Origin of the sequence: Pantoea coffeiphila, from assembly GCF_016909495.1 — a bacterium.
Taxonomy (GTDB): Bacteria; Pseudomonadota; Gammaproteobacteria; order Enterobacterales; family Enterobacteriaceae; genus Erwinia; species Erwinia coffeiphila.
In genome coordinates this window covers 198,202-218,956 of record NZ_JAFBFW010000007.1, presented here as the reverse complement: position 1 = coordinate 218,956, position 20,755 = coordinate 198,202, and the positions used below count along the sequence as shown (strand labels likewise).

General features: G+C 57.6%; 15 protein-coding genes and 1 tRNA gene. 4 read left to right on the top strand and 12 right to left on the bottom strand.

Annotated features, from left to right (window positions below):
- Window positions 1–2 precede the first annotated feature (2 nt).
- Together JOE09_RS21835 and phoA are read right to left on the bottom strand one after the other, a co-directional pair.
- Window positions 3–1,163 carry a low temperature requirement protein A gene (locus JOE09_RS21835; RefSeq protein ID WP_205067292.1) on the bottom strand — a complete coding sequence of 387 codons (1,161 nt, stop codon included), beginning with the start codon at window positions 1,161–1,163 and terminating at the stop codon, window positions 3–5.
- Between the two features lie 63 nt (window positions 1,164–1,226).
- Window positions 1,227–2,630, bottom strand: coding sequence for an alkaline phosphatase (gene phoA, locus JOE09_RS21830; protein ID WP_205067291.1), 1,404 nt, complete (start codon window positions 2,628–2,630; stop codon window positions 1,227–1,229).
- A gap of 247 nt (window positions 2,631–2,877) precedes the next feature.
- Here phoA and JOE09_RS21825 point away from each other — a divergent pair.
- A tRNA-Ser gene (locus JOE09_RS21825) sits at window positions 2,878–2,965 on the top strand.
- 134 nt (window positions 2,966–3,099) lie between these two features.
- Here JOE09_RS21825 and JOE09_RS21820 read toward each other — a convergent pair.
- The 3 genes from JOE09_RS21820 to JOE09_RS21810 all read right to left on the bottom strand — a co-directional run bounded on the left by JOE09_RS21820 (window position 3,100) and on the right by JOE09_RS21810 (window position 5,470).
- Window positions 3,100–3,837 carry an amino acid ABC transporter permease gene (locus tag JOE09_RS21820; RefSeq protein ID WP_200544188.1) on the bottom strand — a complete coding sequence of 246 codons (738 nt, stop codon included), beginning with the start codon at window positions 3,835–3,837 and terminating at the stop codon, window positions 3,100–3,102.
- A 1-nt stretch (window position 3,838) separates the two neighbouring features.
- Window positions 3,839–4,552 carry an amino acid ABC transporter permease gene (locus JOE09_RS21815; protein ID WP_205067290.1) on the bottom strand — a complete coding sequence of 238 codons (714 nt, stop codon included), beginning with the start codon at window positions 4,550–4,552 and terminating at the stop codon, window positions 3,839–3,841.
- Between the two features lie 78 nt (window positions 4,553–4,630).
- Entirely contained in the window at window positions 4,631–5,470 is an 840-nt protein-coding gene (locus JOE09_RS21810) for an ABC transporter substrate-binding protein (RefSeq protein WP_205067289.1), read from the bottom strand.
- A 264-nt stretch (window positions 5,471–5,734) separates the two neighbouring features.
- Between JOE09_RS21810 and JOE09_RS21805 the strand changes: the two genes are divergently transcribed.
- On the top strand, window positions 5,735–6,475 hold the full coding sequence (locus JOE09_RS21805) for a nitroreductase family protein (RefSeq protein ID WP_205067288.1): 741 nt from the start codon (window positions 5,735–5,737) through the stop codon (window positions 6,473–6,475).
- A 47-nt stretch (window positions 6,476–6,522) separates the two neighbouring features.
- Here JOE09_RS21805 and phoH read toward each other — a convergent pair whose 3' ends face one another.
- The 5 genes from phoH to putP form a co-directional block, all read right to left on the bottom strand.
- Entirely contained in the window at window positions 6,523–7,311 is a 789-nt protein-coding gene (gene phoH, locus JOE09_RS21800) for a phosphate starvation-inducible protein PhoH (RefSeq protein ID WP_123329080.1), read from the bottom strand.
- Between the two features lie 548 nt (window positions 7,312–7,859).
- Window positions 7,860–9,143, bottom strand: coding sequence for an iron uptake transporter deferrochelatase/peroxidase subunit (gene efeB / locus JOE09_RS21795; RefSeq protein WP_205067287.1), 1,284 nt, complete (start codon window positions 9,141–9,143; stop codon window positions 7,860–7,862).
- Between the two features lie 6 nt (window positions 9,144–9,149).
- Window positions 9,150–10,277: an iron uptake system protein EfeO gene (gene efeO / locus JOE09_RS21790; RefSeq protein ID WP_205067286.1), complete on the bottom strand. Its 1,128-nt coding sequence runs from the start codon at window positions 10,275–10,277 to the stop codon at window positions 9,150–9,152.
- A gap of 55 nt (window positions 10,278–10,332) precedes the next feature.
- The gene (efeU, locus tag JOE09_RS21785; RefSeq protein WP_205067285.1) at window positions 10,333–11,166 is read right to left on the bottom strand and encodes an iron uptake transporter permease EfeU; all 834 of its coding nucleotides are present in this window, start codon (window positions 11,164–11,166) and stop codon (window positions 10,333–10,335) included.
- A gap of 400 nt (window positions 11,167–11,566) precedes the next feature.
- Window positions 11,567–13,048: a sodium/proline symporter PutP gene (gene putP, locus JOE09_RS21780; RefSeq protein ID WP_205067284.1), complete on the bottom strand. Its 1,482-nt coding sequence runs from the start codon at window positions 13,046–13,048 to the stop codon at window positions 11,567–11,569.
- Window positions 13,049–13,493: 445 nt separating this feature from the next.
- Here putP and putA point away from each other — a divergent pair, with 445 nt between their 5' ends.
- Window positions 13,494–17,441, top strand: a complete 3,948-nt coding sequence (gene putA / locus JOE09_RS21775) for a trifunctional transcriptional regulator/proline dehydrogenase/L-glutamate gamma-semialdehyde dehydrogenase (protein WP_205067283.1) — start codon at window positions 13,494–13,496, stop codon at window positions 17,439–17,441.
- Window positions 17,442–17,539: 98 nt separating this feature from the next.
- Here the strand turns inward: putA and catA are convergent, their stop codons facing one another.
- Together catA and JOE09_RS21765 are read right to left on the bottom strand one after the other, a co-directional pair.
- Window positions 17,540–18,460 (bottom strand): catechol 1,2-dioxygenase, encoded by a 921-nt coding sequence (gene catA / locus JOE09_RS21770; RefSeq protein ID WP_205067282.1) that lies wholly within the window; start codon window positions 18,458–18,460, stop codon window positions 17,540–17,542.
- Window positions 18,461–18,565: 105 nt separating this feature from the next.
- Window positions 18,566–19,678, bottom strand: coding sequence for a muconate/chloromuconate family cycloisomerase (locus JOE09_RS21765; RefSeq protein ID WP_205067281.1), 1,113 nt, complete (start codon window positions 19,676–19,678; stop codon window positions 18,566–18,568).
- Window positions 19,679–19,786: 108 nt separating this feature from the next.
- Here JOE09_RS21765 and JOE09_RS21760 point away from each other — a divergent pair, with 108 nt between their 5' ends.
- Window positions 19,787–20,719 carry a LysR family transcriptional regulator gene (locus JOE09_RS21760; protein ID WP_205067280.1) on the top strand — a complete coding sequence of 311 codons (933 nt, stop codon included), beginning with the start codon at window positions 19,787–19,789 and terminating at the stop codon, window positions 20,717–20,719.
- The last annotated feature ends 36 nt before the right edge of the window (window positions 20,720–20,755 follow it).

Here is a 20,755-nt window from a genome sequence, read left to right as displayed (position 1 = left end):
GCCTACACGACATTACGGCGGCGCGAGAGGCTCTCCCACCCGGCCACAATGACCATCACCACCGTCGTCAGTCCGTTAACCATCAGGCGATCGGTCGTCAATGCTACAGGGATGAGTACCGCCAGCGCCGCCAGCCCGCCGATATGCGACAGCGGGAAACGGCGGTACACCAGAAACTTATAGATGGCGTTGGCCAGCAGGTAGGCGGCCGGGCCCAACAGCAGTACCGCCGCATCCGCAACGGTGATATGGCCATCCGGGTGGACGATGACCAGTTCGTTGGCGACTGCACAGACGATAATCGCCCCCACCAGCACCACGTGGACATAGTGAAAACGCGCTCCCATCTGCCCGGGGTTATCCGCCTTCTGGATCGCATGGCTGCCCGCCTTGCTGCTGGTATCGAAGTACACCCACCACATCGCCAGACTGCCGACGAATGCCACCAGCGACGCAATGACGATCGGCATACTCCAGACTTCCAGCTCGCTCAGCGTGGCACCGGTAATCAAAATGGTTTCCCCCAGCGCCACAATCACAAACAGCTGGCAGCGCTCCGCCAGATGATGGCCATCAATGGTCCATTCACGGCTGCTGTCCGAGCGCCCGAGTCCGGGCAGCGGGAAGCCAAGCATGGGGGAAAAATAGATGCAGCAAACGCCAATCGCCCATAGCACCATCCTCTCCGCGCCCTCAAAGAAGCAGCCGAGTATCCAGAATACGGCGGAGATGCACATCCAGCCGAGAATGCGCTGGAAATTACGCAGCAGCAGATGCCCTTTCGGCAGCAGCCAAAGCGTCACCGCGCTGCGCCCCACCTGGAGCGCCACATAGCACAGGGCAAACATCCAGCCGCGCTCGCCAAACGCCTGCGGCATCGCCGAGGAAGCAAACAGGCCGAGCAGCATCAGTACAAACAGCAGCAGACGGATCTGGCGGGTTTCCGGATCGAACCAGTTGGTGACCCAGGTGGTGTACTGCCAGCCCAGCCAGACGGCGAACCACAGCAGCAGGGTTTCCAGTGCGCCGACCAGCGTCAGATGATGCAGAAGATAGTGTGAAAGTTGCGTAACGGCAAAAACGTAGATCAGATCAAACAGCAGTTCGGAAAACGTGACCGTAGCACCGTGACCATCACGGGTGCGCAGCAGGCTTTGCGGCATAGGAAGATTCCTGAAAGGGAGCGTCGCTTAAATAGTAGCGAAGCTCCCCAGACAGGTGAATATTTACTTAATATCCAGCGCTGATTTCATGGTGTAGAACAGATCGGTCTGATCGGTCAGGCCCACCACATTGGCCGCATGTGGCCCGTAAGCAGCAATACGCAGCTGAGTACCGGTGTGCCCCTGCGAATCTTCTTCTGAGTTACCGTAGCTGATGGTCATCAGCCCGCCTTCGCGGGTGTTCAGCGTCTGCGTCAGGCCCGGTGCCTTACTGTCATTGGCAATAATCTGGCTGGAGTGGGCATGGTCGGCGGTAACAATCACCAGCGTGTTGCCGTCTTTTGCCGCGAACTCCAGCGCTTTTTGCACGGCTTCATCCAGATCCACGGTTTCGCCGATCTGGCCGCACGGATTCGCCGCATGATCCTGCTTATCGATCGATGCACCTTCCACCTGCAGGAAGAAGCCCTGCGGCTTATCTTCCAGTAGCTGAATGGCTTTCTCGGTCATCTGCGCCAGCGTTGGCGTTGAGGCCGGGCGTTCGGCATTCACTTCACAGGTCACCGGCTTGCCATCAAGGTTGCCGTGATAAGTTGCCTTTGGCCCCTTCCAGCGTACTGGCATGTTGCCGTCAGCGAACAGGCCCAGCACCGGTTTGCTGTCGTCGGCCACGGTAAGGGCATTCAAGCCGTCCAGATCGTTAACCAGCTGATAGCCGCGCAGTTTAGCCTGCTCCAGCAGAGTTTTCCCCTGCCACTCACCGGCTTTCGCCGCTTCACCGAAGGTTTTACCGCCGCCGCCCAGCGTAACGTCAGCACGCGCGTTCAGCAGCTGCTCGGCAATTGAGCCTTTACCGCCTTTCTCCAGCGCGTTGCTCTGGCACAGCTCGCTGGTTTTCTCCGGGCCGTAACACTTACGTGAGGTGACGTGCGCAATCTGTGCCGCCGGAGTCGCATCTTCCAGCTCGGCGGTAGAGACGTTACCGGTGGCCTTACCGGCGGCTTTTGCCAGTTCCAGCAGAGATGGATGGTCCTTGCCGTTCACATCAACGCCAATCGCACCGTTATAGGATTTTACGCCGGTGGCCCAGGCGGTAGCGGAAGCGGCGGAGTCGGTCACGTAGTCCGGCTTGTGGCTCTTTTTATCCAGCGCATAGTGGGTGTACTGGCCGGTCAGCGGCAGCGCATCAATTCCCTTAAAGAAACCGCCCGCGCCTTCGGCATAGTTACGCGCGGCGGTAATTTCAGAATCACCCATGCCATCGCCGATCAGCAAAATCACGTTTTTCGCGGTCTTATTGCTCAGCGAGGCTTTAATCGCCTCGGTTTGATCGCCGGTCAGGCGGCGCGCACCGCCCGGTTCGGTGATATCGCCCTGCGCGGCGCGGTTCCATGTGGCAAGGTCCGCCGTGGCGGTAGAGCACACCAGCGCGGTCAGCAGCGAGAGGGCAAAGGCTTTCTGTTTCATTGTTACGATCTCCATGAATAAATTTTTCTAAAGATTTCAGGGAGTCAGTCTGCGATACAACAATGTCAGTTTTGTGTCCACTCTGTGACACTAAGATGACAACGATAACGCTGAACAGGATGAAGTGAATCAGCTGCTCAGGAGTTAACCGAACGGAAGCGCAGGGAAAAATACTGCTTGACCGGTAACAGCTGACTGCCTATAGTAGCGCCCCGTTGCCCCCCAGCGGGTGATGATTTGACAATATGGTGAGGTGTCCGAGTGGCTGAAGGAGCACGCCTGGAAAGTGTGTATACGGCAACGTATCGAGGGTTCGAACCCCTCTCTCACCACCATATTCAAAGAGAAAGCCTGAACGAAAGTTCAGGCTTTTTTTTATGCATAATTCCCGGAGAGAGGGCCGAGAAGCCTCGACAGGGTTCGACAAAACGGCAGGAATGACGTTTTGCACGATATTTAAGAAAGCGCCTCACGTTAAGGCGCTTTTTTGTTTTCTCCACCCGAGCCACGAGCGCTTCTGCACCCGGCCCTGCGCACTAAAGCGACGATTTGCCGCATTGGCCAGGATATCCAGCGACAGGCAGAAGATAAAATAGACCAGCGCCACAAACAGGAACACCTCCATCGGGTAAACCATGCTGCGGTTGTTCACCTGAGTCGCCAGAAAGGTCAGCTCCCCCACCCCAACAATATAGGCCAGCGAGGTGTCTTTGATCAGCGAGATCCACTGGTTAATAAAGGAAGGCACCATCATCCGCAGCGCCTGCGGCAGAACAATCATTCGCAGCGTCTGCCAGCGGGTCAGCCCCAGCGAAAGGCCTGCCTGCCACTGCCCGGCAGGAATCGCCGCAATACCGGCCTTAACCGCATGGGCCAGATAGGCCGACGCGATCAGCGCCAGCGCGCACACCACCGTTGTGATTTCCGGGATCTCAACGCCAAACACCATTGGCAGCAGGAAGTAGGTCCAGAAGATCAGCATAATCACCGGGATCGCGCGGAAAAAACCCAGCACCGCCGCCAGCAGCCCGGCGGCCACGCCGCGCGACATCGCCAGCGCCACGCCGAGCACCGTGCCAAGTACCGCTGAGGCCACTCCGGCCATCAGGCTGATTGCCAGGGTCAGCGCTGCCCCGCCCAGCGGCCCGTCCGGCCAGGTGCCCCACAGCATATAGCCCAGATTATCGCGAATAATACTGAAATCCATTTTAGTGCCCTCCCAGCGGCTTACGCTGCTGCCGCCACATTCCCCAGCCTTCCAGCAGCGCAATAACGGCGATGTACAATACCGTGGCCACGCCGAATGCCTGGAAAGTTCGCAGCGTTTCGGTCTCCACCTGGCGGGAAGCATAAGACAGTTCGGCTACGCCAATCGCCATGGTCAGCGACGAGTTTTTAATCACATTCATGTACTGGCCCAGCAGCGGCGGCAGCGCAATTTTCAGCGCCTGCGGCAGCACCACATAGCGCATCGCCTGCCAGCCGGTCAGCCCCATCGCCAGCGCAGCAGCCTTCTGCCCGGTCGCGACGCCGCGAATCCCGGAGCGGATCTCTTCTGCAATAAAGGCGGAGGAATACACGGTCAGTCCAAAGAAACCGGCAAGAAATTCGAACGATGGCCAGCTAAACGGACCCGCCTGATGGGGCATGTTCAGCCAGTCCATTGCCGCACCCGGCAGGATTTGCCCGGCGGCAAAGTACCAGAAGAACAGCTGCACCAGCAGCGGGGTATTACGAAAAAGGGAACTGTAGCCCATCGCCAGCCAGCGCAGCGGTTCCAGGCTGCTGTCGCGCATTGCGGCCAGCACAAATCCCATCAGCGTGGCGGCCAGCCCCGCACAGGCCGAAAGCCACAGGGTGAGCAAAAAACCGTGCCACAGCCAGTCAAGGTACTGCGGTGCCAGCAGCCAGTCCAGGTTCATGTTCTGTCCTTGTTTTATAAAATGCATCAGGGGCGCAGCAAGCTGCGCCCCTCTTATCTGTTACCTGAAAACCGTGCTTCAGGCTTTCGGCTGTTGATCCAATGGCCCGATTTTGAAATCGCCGCGCGGCTGTGCGGCGTTAGTTTGCGGCCCGAACCAGCGGTCGTAAATTTTAACCGCCTCACCGTCTTTTTCCAGCTTGATCAGCGTGTCGTTCACCGCATCGGTCAGGCGATCCTCACCTTTTGGAATACCGACGCCCTGATACTCTTTGGTCAGGCTGAACGGAGAAATTTCAAATTCCGCCTTCTGAGCGACTGGCAGATTGCCGAGCAGGCCGACCAGTTTTGCGTCGTCCTGAGTAATCGCCTGTACGTTGCGGTTACGCAGCGCCACGAAAGCCAGCGGGGTATCATCGTAGGAGATCACTTTGGCGGTAGGATAGCGCTCACGCAGGGTTATCTCCTGCACCGTGCCTTTGTCCGCGCCGATGCGCAGGGTTTTAATGTCATCCGGGGTTTTCAGCACGCCTTTGCGGGCAATAAATTTCTGGCCGGTGGCAAAGTACGGCACGCTGAAATTCACTTCTTTGGCGCGCTCGTCGGTGATGGTGAAGTTAGCGGCAATCAGATCCACCTTCTTCGAGACCAGCAGCGGAATGCGGTTAGCCGGGTTGGTAGCGCGGAGTTCCACTTTCACGCCCAGCGCCTTGCCGATGGCATCGGCGAAGTCCACATCATAGCCCACCAGCTTTTTGCTTTGCGGATCGATATAGCCGAACGGCGGGTTGCTGTCGAACACCGCAATACGCACTACACCGGCCTGCTTGATATCATCAAGCTTGTCGGCCTGGGCGGCACCGGCAGCAAGGCCGGTCAGACTGGCGAGCAACGTTAAGACCAAAGCGCGATGTTTCATTGAAAGCTCCTGAATGGTTGGATTCCTGCATGCGGATAAGCTAGCAAGAGCCACCCGGCTCAGGAAATAATATAAAGGACTATATTTATGTTTTTTATCTATTTGTAATACCTGGAAATATCATGGCAGGCATGGGTGGTGAACAATCGGGTTTGATCTGCGGTGAAAGGTGAAAAAATGTGATCTCCGGCACAAAGTGGCAAACCGTGCTGTTCTGTGTCAGTTATCTTCGCGCTTTAAATTAGTTTACCAGGTTTATTATTGATGAATAGCACAACACAACTTTTGAAAGACCACCGCAGCGACCGTAGCTACCTGACCAAACCCATTGATGACCGGATTCTTGATGACATCATCGAATGCGCGTGGCGCGCTCCGACTTCGGTCAACTCCCAGCAGGTTTCGGTAATCGTCACCCGCGATGCCGCCACCCGCGCACGTATTGCCGAACTGGCCGGTGGGCAAAAGTGGATTGCTCAGGCTCCGGTGTTTCTTACCTTTGTACTGGATATGCATAAAAGTCAGCTGGCGATTGCCGCCGAAGGCAAAGAGCAGATCGCCCATCAGAGCCTGGAAAGTATTGTTTCAGGCGCAACCGACGTGGGTATTGCGCTGGAAGCCGTCATGACCGCCGCCCGTTCACACGGCTTAGGCGTGGTGCCAATCGGCGGAATTCGCATCAACCCAACGGCGATGGTCGAACTACTGCAGCTGCCCGAGCTGACCTTCCCTGTAGCTGGCGTGGTGTTGGGCTATGTCGATCAGCCCGCCCCGCAAAAACCGCGTATGCCGATGGCAGGCTTCCGCCATGAAGAGCATTACCGCCAGGATGTGCTGCCTGAAACGATCCGCAGCTACAACCAGACGATGGTAGAGCACTGGCAGCAGACCGGCCGCACCGATGGCGATAACTGGGGCAACAACACTGCCAGCTACTACCAGCATATCTATTTCCCCGCCGTGCAGCCGGCCATTCTGCGTCAGGGTTTTGGCATCGACAAATAGGCAAAAAAAAGCCCGGCAGGTGCCGGGCTTTGAACGTTTAAATCCTGTTAACCGTAGGCAAGCAGCGTACGCTGGCACAGCTGAGAACGTACACAGTCTTCTGCGGTAAACCGCACCACCCCAATCATCTCATCTTCCTCAAAGCGGGCCATGGCGTCGCTGAGGCCGGACTTAACGTGGGCAGGCAGGTCGCACTGGGTGATATCGCCGTTAACGATAACGGTGACGTTTTCCCCCAGGCGCGTTAAGAACATTTTCATCTGCGCGGCGGTGACGTTTTGCGCCTCATCGAGGATCACTACCGCATTTTCAAAGGTACGGCCACGCATATAGGCAAAGGGAGCGATCTCTACTTTACCGATTTCGGGACGCAGACAGTACTGCATAAAGGAAGAGCCGAGACGTTTAACCAGAACGTCGTAGACCGGGCGGAAATACGGGGCGAATTTTTCTGAGATATCCCCGGGAAGGAATCCCAGATCCTCATCCGCCTGTAGCACCGGTCGGGTCACTATGATCCTTTCCACATCCTTATGAATCAGAGCCTCCGCCGCTTTCGCGGCACTAATCCAGGTTTTACCACACCCGGCTTCACCAGTAGCAAAGATCAGTTGTTTGGTTTCTATGGCGTTGAGATAGTGCGCCTGAGCTTCATTTCTGGCGGCAATCGGAGAATGGTCGCGGGTATCACGCGCCATACCAATTGCATCCAGTCCACCCATTTGCACCAGCGAGGTGACCGATTCTTCTTCACGCTGACGGTGACTGCGCGAATCGCTACGAAGCACACGTTTTGCTTCACGACGAGCTTTGATCACTGCTTTCTGTCTTCCCATAGTGGCACCTTACAGTTGGTTTCATTTCCCGCATCAGGACGACGATGCGATTACGTGAACGCTTTAGAGGTTTTGGCTTCCTTTTAAGCCGTGTCTGGCCGTTGCAACAGATGCAAAGCCGCGCCGGGGCGCAGAGTGCACCGGAAAGCAATTAACAGGGTTGATGGAACGATAAATTGTTAAAGAAGAGAATGCTGTAGAGGAAATGAACTCCTCGCGTTTTACGGCGATGGTCGACTTTCTGATTACGGGTCCATTAGAGGACTTGGGCATTCGCTATCTCCGTAGTGGGATACTTAATGCGAAAAGATACTACAATTTCATTCCAGCATATCGGTGCGAAATTGCAACATATTTTTTACTGTTATTATTTGTCAAAAAATAAAATCAATAAATTCATAACATTAAATTAAATACTTATTTAACATTACTGTCATAATTAAATTGTATGGCGCGTTTTTTAAACAATGAGGGAGAGGGATATTGAAACAAAAAACAGCGGGCGACATAACATAGAATAGCGGGCGCGCGGCACCCGCTATTATTAATCAGGCCTCAAGCAGGCCCTGAGCGAGATAGTGTTGAGCATCCACTACGCCCGGCAGAACGAAGAAATATCCTCCGCCGATCGGCTTGATATACTCCTCCAGCGCTTCGCCGTCTAAACGCTTTTGCACGGTCAGAAAGCCTTTTTCTAAATCGTGCTGATAGCAGACAAACAGCAGCCCCATTTCCAGCTGGCCCGATTTCGACACGCCGAGGGAATAACTGTAGCCACGGCGTAACATCAGGTTACTTTGCGTTTCCACCGTACGCGGATTCGCCAGGCGAATATGCGCATCCAGCGGCGTGATTTTCCCTTCCGGGTCGCTGACGTAGTCCGGTACATCGTGCTCGTTTTCCATCCCCAGCGGGGCACCGCTGTGTTTCACCCGGCCAAAGATCGTCTGCTGCTCGCCGAGCGGCGTACGGTCCCAGAACTCCACGTGAAACTGGATGATCCTCGCGGCCTGATAGCTGCCGTTCAGCGCCCAGGCGGGTTCGCCCTGCTCTTTGCTCACCCACAGGATATTATCCATCAGTGAAGCATCGCCGGTATCCGGGTTGGCCGTGCCGTCCTTGAAGCCCAGCAGGTTAATCGGCGTTTCTTTGCCTTTACTGCGCGCGGCGTGATCGGAAATAAACCCTTCGCGGCGCCAGCGCACGCTCAGCAGATCCGGCGAGTGCTTGATAATATCGCGCAGCGCGTGGATTGCCGTATCGTTGGTATTGGCGCAGATTTGCAGCAGCAGATCGCCATGGCACAGGCTGGCATCGAGCGCATCATTAGGGAAACGGGTCATGCGCTGCAGCTTCAGCGGCTTTTGCGCCTGCAGACCGAATCGTTCATCAAACAGCGATGCGCCGACGGAAACGGTGATGGTCAGGTTGTCGGGATAAATATCATCGCCGAGAATACCGGAGTCCATAGGCGGCAGCTGCGGATTGGTCACCAGCGGTGCTTTACCACCGGCGGTCAGAAACGCGATCCGATCGGTTAACAGCTTAAACAGCCGCACCAGATCGTTTTTATCCGAGGCCAGCACGTCAAACGAGACCAGCATCATTGCCGCCTGCTGCGGCGTAACGATCCCGGACTGGCGCAGCCCAAAGAACGGCTGGCTTTCACTTCGGGCGGAAGGAGAAACGGTGCCCGGCGACGAGGCTTTCCCGTCACCGGCTGCATGGACCGGACAGCCGCCGGTCACGGCGAGGGCACCGCCAAGGATGCCCACACCTTTCAACAAACGACGACGTGAACTTGACGTCACGTCATCAACGGGTTTTGCCATATCTGATTAATCCAGTCCCAGCGTTCCACGCAGCAGGGAAAGGTCTTCGGCCAGCGCCGTAATCGGGCCTTTCAGAGCGTTGCGGTCAGCATCGGTCAATTTTTCGTAAGATTCATAGCCGTCTTTGGTACGGTACTTCGCCAGAATGGTGTCCACTTTTTTGAAGTTACCGTCCACTTTCGCCAGCAGATCCGGGTTCGCCTTCTGCAACAGCGGACGCAGCAGGTTCACAATCTTCTGCGCGCCGTCAACGTTCGCCTGGAAGTCCCACAGGTCGGTACGGCTGTAGCGATCTTCTTCACCGGAGATTTTGCTGGAAGCGACTTCCTCAATCAGACCTGCCGCGCCGCCAACCACTTTGCCCGGAGGGAAAGCCAGCTCGCTGATACGGGTTTGCAGATCCTGCACATCTTTGTACAGCTGGTCGGCAAATTTATCCATACCTTTTGTAGTGTTATCAGCAAATAAGACTTTTTCCAGGCGGTGGAAACCGGTGAAGTGCGGATCTTCTGCTTTCTTCTCGAAGTCGTCCTCGCGGGCATCGATGGCACCGTCGAGATCGGAGAACAGCTCGGCGATCGGTTCAATACGCTCGTAGTGCTGGCGTGTTGGCGCGAAAAGCGCTTTGGCTTTTTCCAGATCGCCTGCTTTCACCGCATCGGTGAAGGCTTTCGTTCCGGCAACCAGCTGCTCGACTTCTTTCATCACGTAGACTTTATAGTCGGCAATCGGCCCGACCAGCTGCAGCACGTCCGGCTTGCCGTCGTTCACTTTGCTGCCGTTGGCTTTCACAATCAGCTTGCCTTTCGGGTTGCTCAGCAGGCCACAGGTAATATCGTATTCGCCCGCTTCCAGATTAGCGGTCAGCTTCTGGGTAAAGGATGGGGCGATATTTTCACGCTCTTCCACCACCATCACCCCTTTCAGGATCTCCCACTCCAGCGCTTTCTGGCTGTCGTTTTTGATGATGAACTGGGTTTTACCGGCATCCACCGTCAGGGTCATCGGTTCGCACTGCTTGTCGTTGACGCTAACCTTGACCTGCGGAATATCAGCAGCCAGCGCCGCCCCCGAGGAGGTCAGAACGGCCAGCAGAGCGGCATTCAGTGCGTGGCGGCGAAAGTGTGTAGTCATAGTGTAATCCCTGTCAAAGAGTTGAACCGGCAGGCGGCTGCCTGCCCGGTCAGTTTCAGCGCGTGCTGCGCGCCGCAGAGGTGGATGCGCGTGCCGGCAGCATAAACAGCAGCAGCGCAGGAATCAGATAAATCAGCCAGACCGCCACTTCGCTCACGCTCGGGGCTTCCTGGTAGCCAAGCATGCCTTCCATCAGCGTACCGAATACGCTGTGGGTGGAGAGCACATTGCTAAAATCGAACGCGACATCCTGGAAATGGTTCCACAGCCCCGCTTCGTGGAAGGCGCGGATCGCCCCCGCCGCCAGGCCTGCGGCAACAAAAATGATAAACAGGCTGGTCCACTTAAAGAAGCTCGCCAGGTTGAGGCGCAGCCCGCCCCAGTAGATCAGCATGCCCAACACCACTGCGGTACCCAGGCCGAGCATCGCGCCCAGCGGCGGCCCGTAGCCCACGTCCTGCTGGAAAGCGGCCAGCAGGAAGAACACCGACTCCAGCCCCTCACGGGCGACGGCAAGAAACACCATCATCACCAGCGCCCAGCCGCTGCTGTTGCCTTTCTTCAGCGCGTTATCCACCGCATCTTCCAGCTGGGCCTTCACGTTGCGCGACACTTTGCGCATCCAGAACACCATCCAGGTCAGGATCACCACGGCGACAACCGCCACCAGTCCCTCAAACAGCTCCTGCTGTTTCTGCGGGAATTCGCCGGTGGTTTCATTGATGAACCAGCCGAGCGCAAGGCACAGCGCGGCGGCAACCACCACGCCGACCCACATCGCGCCAAACCACTGGCTGCGCTGGGTGCGCTTCAGATAGCTGGCAATCAGGCTGACAATCAGCGCCGCCTCCAGCCCTTCACGCAACATAATCAGAAAAGGAACAAACATGCCAACACCCTCGGAAGTGTTAAATACGGTCAAGTGCGGTAAAGAAAAGTAAAATACAAACGATATCGATTATCATTATCGGACAAGGAATTACAAGCGTTTCAGGTGAAATATTGCTGATTTGCGAGCGGGAATTATTTAAGGAAATGTAACGGAGGGAAACTTGTTTCGTTCAACCTGAAAAGAGGATTGCTGAAAGGTGTGATGGGTAAATCTGGCTACTGGCCATCCTGATTCACGCAACGATCGGGCACTCAGGATCAGGCCGCAATGAGCGCACTTTTAGGTCGTGTTGACCGTAAAGGATTTTGTGGTAAACGGGGTTCCCCATATCGAGGAACCCCATCAATCAGGAAGAGGAAAGCCATCCCGCTACACGGCAGAATGGCTCAGCCGTTTATCAGCTGTGGTATTCCGCTTCCGCTGCGTCAAAGCGCTGCTGCGCGGCAGCGGACGGCGCTTTGCCGATCAGGCTGAAGACCAGAATCGCAATGCTGGCGAACAGGAAGCCTGGAATGATTTCGTACAGTTCCGCATAGCCGTAGTCCTTCCACAGCAGCACGGTCACCGCACCGACGATCATCCCCGCCAGCGCGCCGTTACGGGTCATGCGACGCCAGATCAGTGAGAACAGCACCACCGGACCAAACGCGGCCCCGAAGCCCGCCCAGGCGTAGCTAACCAGGCCCAGTACGCGGTTGTTCGGGTTCGCGGCCAGCGCAATCGCCACCACGGCAACCAGTAGCACCATCAGGCGGCCTACCCATACCAGCTCGCGCTGGCTGGCGTTTTTACGCAGGAAGTTTTTGTACAGATCTTCCGTCAGCGCGCTGGAGCACACCAGCAGCTGGCAGCTCAGCGTTGACATCACCGCCGCCAGAATCGCCGACAGCAGCACCCCGGCAATCCACGGGTTAAACAGAATACGCGTCAGCTCAATAAAGATGCGTTCGCCGTTCTCATTAACCCCGGCAGCCAGTTCCGGATGGTTCTGGAAGAAGGCAATCCCGAAGAAGCCAACGGCGACCGCACCGGCCAGGCACAGGATCATCCAGGTCATACCAATACGGCGCGCCGTACGGATAGAACGATGGGAATCCGCCGCCATAAAGCGGGCCAGAATATGCGGCTGGCCGAAGTAGCCCAGGCCCCAACCCAGCAGTGAAATCACCGCCACGAAGTTCAGGTTCTTCAGCATATCAATATTTTCAATACTCTTGGCTTCAATCACCTGCAGAGAATCGCTGAGTCCACCCACGGCAAAGATGACAATCACCGGCGTGAGGATCAGGGCGAAAATCATCAGGCTGGCCTGAACGGTATCGGTCCAGCTCACCGCCAGGAAACCACCGACAAAGGTATAAACGATAGTGGCGGCGGCACCGGCCCACAGCGCCGTTTCGTAGCTCATGCCGAAGGTGCTTTCAAACAGACGAGCACCGGCTACTACGCCGGAGGCACAGTAAATGGTGAAGAAGATCAGGATAACCAGCGCGGAGATCACCCGCAGCAGCTTGCTGCTATCCTCAAAGCGGCTGGAGAAAAAGTCAGGCAGGGTCAGTGCATTGTCGTGGTGCTCGGTCTGCACGCGCAGGCGTCCGGCAACAATCTTCCAGTTCAGCCAGGCGCCCAGCGTCAGACCGATGGCGATCCAGCTCTCAGAGATACCTGAGATGAAAATCGCGCCCGGCAGGCCCATCAGCAGCCAGCCGCTCATATCAGACGCACCGGCGGAAAGCGCGGTCACCACGCTGCCGAGACTGCGCCCGCCCAGAATGTAATCGTCAAAGTTTTTTGTTGAGCGGTAGGCGATAAAGCCAATCAACACCATGCCGAGAATATAAACACAAAAGGTCACCACCATTGGCGTACTTACAGTCATTCAGGTTCTCCACTTATTATTCGTTTCCGTAGCGTTCAGGCTGCAAGGCGTTTACTGCCCAAAGGGGCAATAACAGCAGCATCGCAAGAGGGTGGCTTCCTGCCGGGGGCGGTATCCTGCCGTAAACGGCTACGGCGCACAATCGATTTAACACACTTCACACAGCCATTTCACCCGGTAGCAACCGCCAAATGTCAACAGGTTGCACTGAGTCACATTTAAGCGGGTTGCACCCGCACAGCAACCTCATTAAAACCAGGGTTTACGCGGCATTCATACCTGGCGGGATTCTTGCAGCAATAACCATGCCGCTTTTTTTGACGTTAACAAAAGGCCGATTTTAAAGAGTGAGGAAAAGGTCACATTTAACGAGGTTGCACAAAGTTGCAACATCAGTGATATTGCTCGCTATTGTTTATTCTCTCTGATTCAGGAGCTTTCAGGCATGGGCACAACCACCATGGGCGTAAAACTGGATGACGCCACACGCGACCGCATTAAGCAGGCCGCCCAGCGAATTGACCGCACGCCACACTGGCTAATCAAGCAGGCCATTTTTAACTATCTTGAGCAGGTTGAGCAGGGCCAGTCCCTGCCCGAGCTGGTCGCCGGTCAGGTTCCCGCTGAGGAAGAAGAGCGCCCGCAGGAAGAGACGCACCAGCCGTTCCTCGACTTTGCCGAAAGCGTTTTGCCTCAGTCCGTTGCCCGTGCGGCTATCACCTCGGCCTGGCGCCGCCCGGAAACCGAAGCGGTGCCGATGCTGCTGGATCAGGCGCGCCTTCCTGCCGCCCTGGCAAAATCGACCTATGAGCTGGCGCACCAGCTGGCAAATAAACTTCGGCACCAAAAAAGTGCAGGCGGGCGCGCCGGAATGGTGCAAAACCTGCTGCAGGAGTTCTCCCTCTCTTCTCAGGAAGGCGTGGCGCTGATGTGCCTGGCCGAAGCACTGCTGCGTATCCCCGATAAACCCACCCGCGATGCGCTGATCCGCGACAAAATCAGCAATGGCAACTGGCATTCACATCTGGGCCGCAGCCCGTCGATGTTTGTGAATGCCGCCACCTGGGGCCTGCTGTTTACCGGCCGCCTGGTGTCGACCCACAATGAAGCCAACCTCTCCCGCTCGCTGAACCGTATTATCGGTAAAAGCGGTGAGCCGCTGATCCGTAAAGGCGTGGATATGGCAATGCGGCTGATGGGCGAACAGTTCGTCACCGGTGAAACCATCGCCGAGGCGCTGGCCAACGCCCGCAAGCTGGAAGAGAAAGGCTTCCGCTACTCCTACGATATGCTGGGTGAGGCCGCCCTGACCGCCCGCGATGCCAAAGCCTACCTGCTCTCCTATCAGCAGGCGATCCACGCCATCGGTAAAGCCTCCAACGGCCGCGGTATTTATGAAGGCCCGGGTATCTCAATCAAGCTGTCTGCGCTGCATCCGCGCTACAGCCGCGCGCAGTACGAGCGGGTGATGGACGAACTGTACCCGGTGCTGAAATCCCTCACCCTGCTGGCGCGTTCCTACGACATCGGCATTAATATCGACGCTGAAGAGGCCGACCGGCTGGAGCTGTCGCTCGATCTGCTGGAAAAACTGTGCTTTGAGCCGGAACTGGAAGGCTGGAACGGTATCGGCTTTGTCATTCAGGCCTATCAGAAACGCTGCCCGATGGTAATCGATGCGCTGACCGATCTGGCGCAGCGCAGCCGTCGCCGCCTGATGATCCGCCTGGTCAAAGGCGCTTACTGGGACAGCGAAATCAAACGTGCTCAGGTCGACGGACTGGAAGGCTACCCGGTATACACCCGTAAGGTGTACACCGACATCGCCTATATTGCCTGCGCCCGCAAGCTGCTGGCGGTGCCCAATCTGATTTATCCGCAGTTCGCCACCCATAACGCCCATACGCTGGCGGCCATCTATCAGCTGGCGGGCAACAACTACTATCCGGGCCAGTACGAGTTCCAGTGCCTGCACGGTATGGGCGAACCGCTGTACGAGCAGGTTGTCGGTAAAGTGGCGGACGGCAAGCTGAATCGCCCCTGCCGTATCTATGCCCCGGTCGGCACCCATGAAACCCTGCTGGCTTACCTGGTACGTCGCCTGCTGGAAAACGGCGCGAACACCTCCTTTGTTAACCGCATTGCCGACACCAGCCTGCCGCTGGATGAACTGGTTGCCGATCCGGTTGAGGCGGTGGAGAAACTGGCGCAGGTCGAAGGCGCCGTTGGCCTGCCGCATCCTAAAATCCCGCTGCCGCGCGAGCTGTACGGCACACAGCGGCAGAACTCCGCCGGACTGGATCTGGCCAATGAGCATCGCCTGGCGTCGTTGTCCAGCGCCCTGCTGAACAGCGCCAGCGAGAACTGGCAGGCCGCACCGCTGATCGACGCGTCGCTGGAAACCGGCGACAGCCTGCCGGTAATTAACCCCGCAGAGCCGCTGGATATTGTCGGCCACGTGCGCCACGCCACGCCGGGAGAAGTCTCTGCCGCACTGGATGCGGCGGTCAACGTCGGCCCGATCTGGTTCGCCACCCCGCCGCAGGAGCGCGCGGCAATCCTCGAACGCGCTGCCATCCTGATGGAAGGCCAGATGCAGACGCTGATCGGCATTCTGGTGCGTGAAGCCGGGAAAACCTTCAGCAACGCCATCGCCGAAGTGCGCGAGGCGGTGGACTTCCTGCACTACTATGCCGGACAGGTACGCGACGACTTCGACAATGAAACCCACCGTCCGCTGGGTCCGGTGGTGTGTATCAGCCCGTGGAACTTCCCGCTGGCGATCTTCAGCGGGCAAATTGCCGCCGCGCTGGCCGCGGGTAACAGCGTGCTGGCCAAACCGGCCGAGCAAACCCCGCTCATCGCCGCACGCGCAGTGGCGATCCTGCATGAAGCGGGCGTGCCGCAGGGCGCGCTCCAGCTGCTGCCGGGCACCGGTGAAACCGTCGGTGCGCAGCTGACCCAGGATAACCGAGTGCGCGGCGTGATGTTTACCGGTTCTACGGCGGTTGCCACACTCCTGCAGCGCGGGCTGGCCGGTCGCCTCGATCCGCAGGGCCGCCCGACGCCGCTGATTGCCGAAACCGGTGGGATGAATGCGATGATCGTGGACTCCTCGGCACTAACCGAGCAGGTGGTCACCGATATCGTTGCCTCCGCCTTTGACAGCGCCGGGCAGCGCTGCTCCGCGCTGCGTCTGCTTTGCGTACAGGAGGATGTGGCCGATCACACCCTGACCATGCTGCGCGGCGCGATGGCCGAATGCCGTATGGGCAACCCTGAACGATTCTCCACCGACATCGGCCCGGTGATCGATGCCGAGGCGAAAGCCAATATCGACCAGCATATTCAGTCGATGCGCAGCAAAGGCTTTACCGTGTTCCAGTCCGCGCAGCAGCAGGTGCAGGACAGCCGGGAATGGCAGACCGGCACCTTCGTGCAGCCGACGCTGATTGAGCTGGGCAGCGTGGCCGATCTGACGCGTGAGATCTTCGGCCCGGTGCTGCACGTGGTGCGCTTTGCCCGCAATACGCTTCCACAGGTGATTGAGCAGATTAATGCCTCCGGCTACGGCCTGACGCTGGGCGTGCATACCCGCATCGATGAAACCATCGGCCAGGTCACGCAGAAGGCCCACGTCGGTAACCTCTACGTTAACCGCAATATGGTCGGCGCGGTGGTCGGCGTGCAGCCGTTCGGCGGTGAAGGTCTGTCCGGCACCGGGCCGAAAGCCGGTGGGCCGCTCTATCTGTATCGCCTGCTGTCGTACCGCCCGGACGATGCGCTGCAAACCACGCTTAACCGCCAGGACCGCCTCAGCCCACCGGATACGCAGCTGCGTCCGGTACTGCTGACCGCGCACCAGGCACTGAGCGAGTGGGCAGCGGATCGCAAGGATTTTGCAGCGCTGTGCGCACGCTACGCCGAACTGGGCCAGGGCGGCACCGTACGCCTGCTGCCTGGGCCAACCGGCGAGCGCAATACCTTTACCCTCCTGCCGCGCGAACGGGTGCTGTGTATTGCCGACAACGAGCAGGATACGCTGGTTCAGCTGGCAGCGGTCACCGCCGTCGGCAGCCAGGCGCTGTGGCAGGATGATGAGCTGCACCGCGCGCTGTGGCAGCAGCTTCCTGCGGCTGTGCAGCAGCGGATTACGCTGGCTGAGCGACCGCTGGAACAGGGGGAGTATGATGCGGCGATCTATCACGGCGATGCCGACCAGCTGCGTACGCTCTGCGAGGCCATTGCCGCGCGGGACGGCGCGATTGTGTCGGTTCAGGGCTTTGCCCGCGGAGAAACTAATCTACTGCTGGAACGACTGCTGCACGAGCGCTCGCTGAGTGTGAATACGGCCGCCGCCGGCGGTAACGCCAGCCTGATGACCATCGGTTAATCACTGCCGATTGATAACAACACCGGCGCAGCCTTTACGGGCCGCGCCGGTTTGCTCTCAGTTCCCACACAGTTACTCAGATGCGCTCAACGTTGGTTTTACCCAATGGCACGCAGGCGATCCACTTCCGAGTCCGCTACGGCTTCCCGCTGCTGATAGAGTGTGAAATCAAAGTCGATTGCGGAGAAAGGCTTGCTCAAATGGCGGGCCGAAATCTGCTCCGGCGCGGTAATCCGATTCACCTTCGGTACCAGCCCTTCCCGGCTGGCAAAAGCGAAATCGTCCCACAGATATTCATCGCCGGCGATATTGATCTGCGTGGTTAGTTTGCGATAGCCACTGGCGCTGATAAAGAAATGAATATGTGCCGGCCGCCGACCGTGACGACCGAGCTTGTTCAACAGCTGCTGAGTGGGGCCTTCCGGCGGGCAGCCGTAACCGGCGGGCATAATAGTACGAAAGCTGTAATGCCCTTCACCATCGGCGACGATGGTACGGCGCAGATTAAATGCCGACTGCGTTTTGTCGAAAAACGAATAGTTACCGAGAGTATTGGCATGCCAGACTTCAACGGTGGCACCGGGGATCGGCTCTCCCTTCTCGCCACGCACGACGCCCTGCATGAACAGAACGTCGGCGCGATCGTCTTCCGCGCCGTCATCCAGGCGAACATTGCCGGTGCAAACCGGCGCACCCGTTACGTACAGCGGACCTTCGATAGTGCGCGGCGTACCGCCCCGCAGGCCGACTTTGGCTTCGGCTTCATCCGAGCGGATATCCATAAAGCGTTCCAGTCCCAGCCCGGCGGCCAGCAGTCCCACTTCATGGGCTCTGCCGCAGTCGGCAATGTACTCCAGCCCTTTCCACACTTCAGTGGGTTGGAGATCGAAATCCTCAATCGCTTTAAACAGGTCGCGAAGCAGGCGAACAACCACCTTCTGCACCCTCGGCTCCACCTTTCCTCTGGCTTTATTGACGATAAAACTGTCAACCAGTGCATCTATTTCATTGTGGTTCATTTTATTCACTCCTGTAGGGCATCGGTAATAAACAGGCTAAACGGCGACAATTTGCCTGATTTTTTAATGTGTCCGATAACCGCGCCAAATCCCCTGGTAATGGGGTTAGCGGCGGCATAAAGCCGCCACCTTTTCTTCATCGACGGCGATACCCAGCCCGGCACCTTGCGGTACCTGCAGCATAAAATCACGGTAGACCAGCGGTTCGCGCAGAATATCTTCGGTCAGCAGCAGCGGCCCAAACAGCTCGCTGCCAAAACTCAGTTTGGGAAAGGTTGAAAACAGGTGTGCCGAGGCAGCGGTACCGACACTGCCCTCCAGCATCGTGCCGCCATACAGCGCAATACCGGAGAGAACGGCGATATCCGCCATCCTTCGCGCGGCGGTCAGGCCTCCGGGCGGACTGATTTTGATCGAAAAGACATCGGCGGCGGCACCTCTGGCCAAATCAAGTGCGTCCAGCTGACTCTTCAGCGCTTCATCCGCCATGATGGCGATCGTAAATCGCTGTGCCAGACGCGCCAGTCCGGCACGGTTAGCGGCGTCAATCGGCTGCTCTACGGCCTCTATGCCGCCCGCTTCAAGAAGCGCGATGCTACGTTCCGCCTCGTACTCACTCCACGCCTGATTCACATCGACCCTGATACTGACGCCATCGCCAAGTTCACGTTGAACCGCCAGCACGTGAGCGACATCCTCCTCCGGCCTGCGGCTGCCAATTTTTAACTTGAATATCCGGTGACGGCGCAGCGCCAGCATGTTCTGCGCCTCGGTAATATCCTTCGCGGTATCACCGCTGGCCAGCGTCCAGGCGACCGACAGTTCGTCGTGCAGCCTGCCGCCCAGCAGTTCGCTGAGCGGAATGTTCAGCCGTCGGGCCTGCGCATCCATCAGCGCCGTTTCCAGCGCGCATTTTGCAAAATGGTTGCCGCGCACGGCGCGATTCAGGCGGGCCATCAGACGCGCCACCTGGCTGGCATCGTGGCCGACCAGCAGCGGGGCCATCCAGCGGTCAATATTGACCTTGATACTTTCCGGGCTTTCCTCGCCGTAGCTCAACCCGCCAATAGTGGTGGCCTCTCCCCAGCCCTCAACGCCGTCGTCACATACGAGATGCACCAGAACCAGGGTTTGAACGTTAACCGTTGCCACCGACAGCCGATGTGGACGTATAGCCGGAACATCGACCAGCAGTGTTTCAACGCGGCTAATCAGCATATTTTCACCCAATGAATTTTGTGGATTTGCGATAAATAGACCATACGCGCCGTGTTATTACGGTCAAAGACCGTTACGGCATGGGTTTCATACTCAAAAGGTATCCCGATGGAACTCCGTCACCTGCGCTATTTTGTGGCCGTCGCCGAAGAACGAAATTTCAACCGGGCGGCGGAGCGCCTGCACATCAGCCAGCCACCGCTGAGCCGTCAGATCCGTCAGCTGGAGGAGAGCCTGGGCGTAGAACTACTGGTTCGCGGTTCGCGCCCGCTGGAGCTGACGCGCGCCGGGCAGTTTTTCTATGACAGGACCGTACAGTTCCTTGCTCACGGCATTGAGCTGGAAAACATGACCCGGCGCATTGCCGAGGCCCGGCGCTCGCTCACGGTGGGCTTTGTCGCTTCCACGCTGTACGGCATCCTGCCGCGCATGATCCGCCGCTTTCGCGCCAGCCATCCTGAAATCGCGCTGCAGCTGCTTGAGATGACCAGCCTGGAGCAGCTACAGGCCCTGAAGGAAGGAAAAATCGATCTCGGGTTTGGCCGCATCCGCTATGAAAGCCCGGGGATTCGCCGAATCACCCTGCGCAATGAGCCACTGATGGCGGCTCTGGTTGCCGACCATCCGCTCTCTGGCCAGCCTTTCCTGACGCTAAAGGAGCTTCAGCCCGAGCCGCTGCTCCTCTATCCGCAGGCACCCCATCCGAACTTCGCCGATCAGGTGCTGGCATTGTTTCAGGAGGCGTCACTGGAGCCGTACAGCGTGATAACCGTACGCGAACTTCAGGTAGCGCTGGGGCTGGTTGCCGCCGGAGAAGGTATTGCACTGGTACCGGAATGCATGAGCAGCCTGCGCCGTAACGAGGTGGTGTTTAAAACGCTGAGTGAGCCGCAAATGGTGTCACCGATTATTATCAGCATCCGCCAGTTTGACCGTTCGGCGGATATCCGCGCCCTGCTACACATGATTTATCAGCTCTGCGAAGAAGAAGCGATCCCTTATCTGGAGCCGCTGCCGGCGCACTGGGAGGAGGAAAAATAGCCTGAAATATCGATGACATTTATCATTTATAACTAT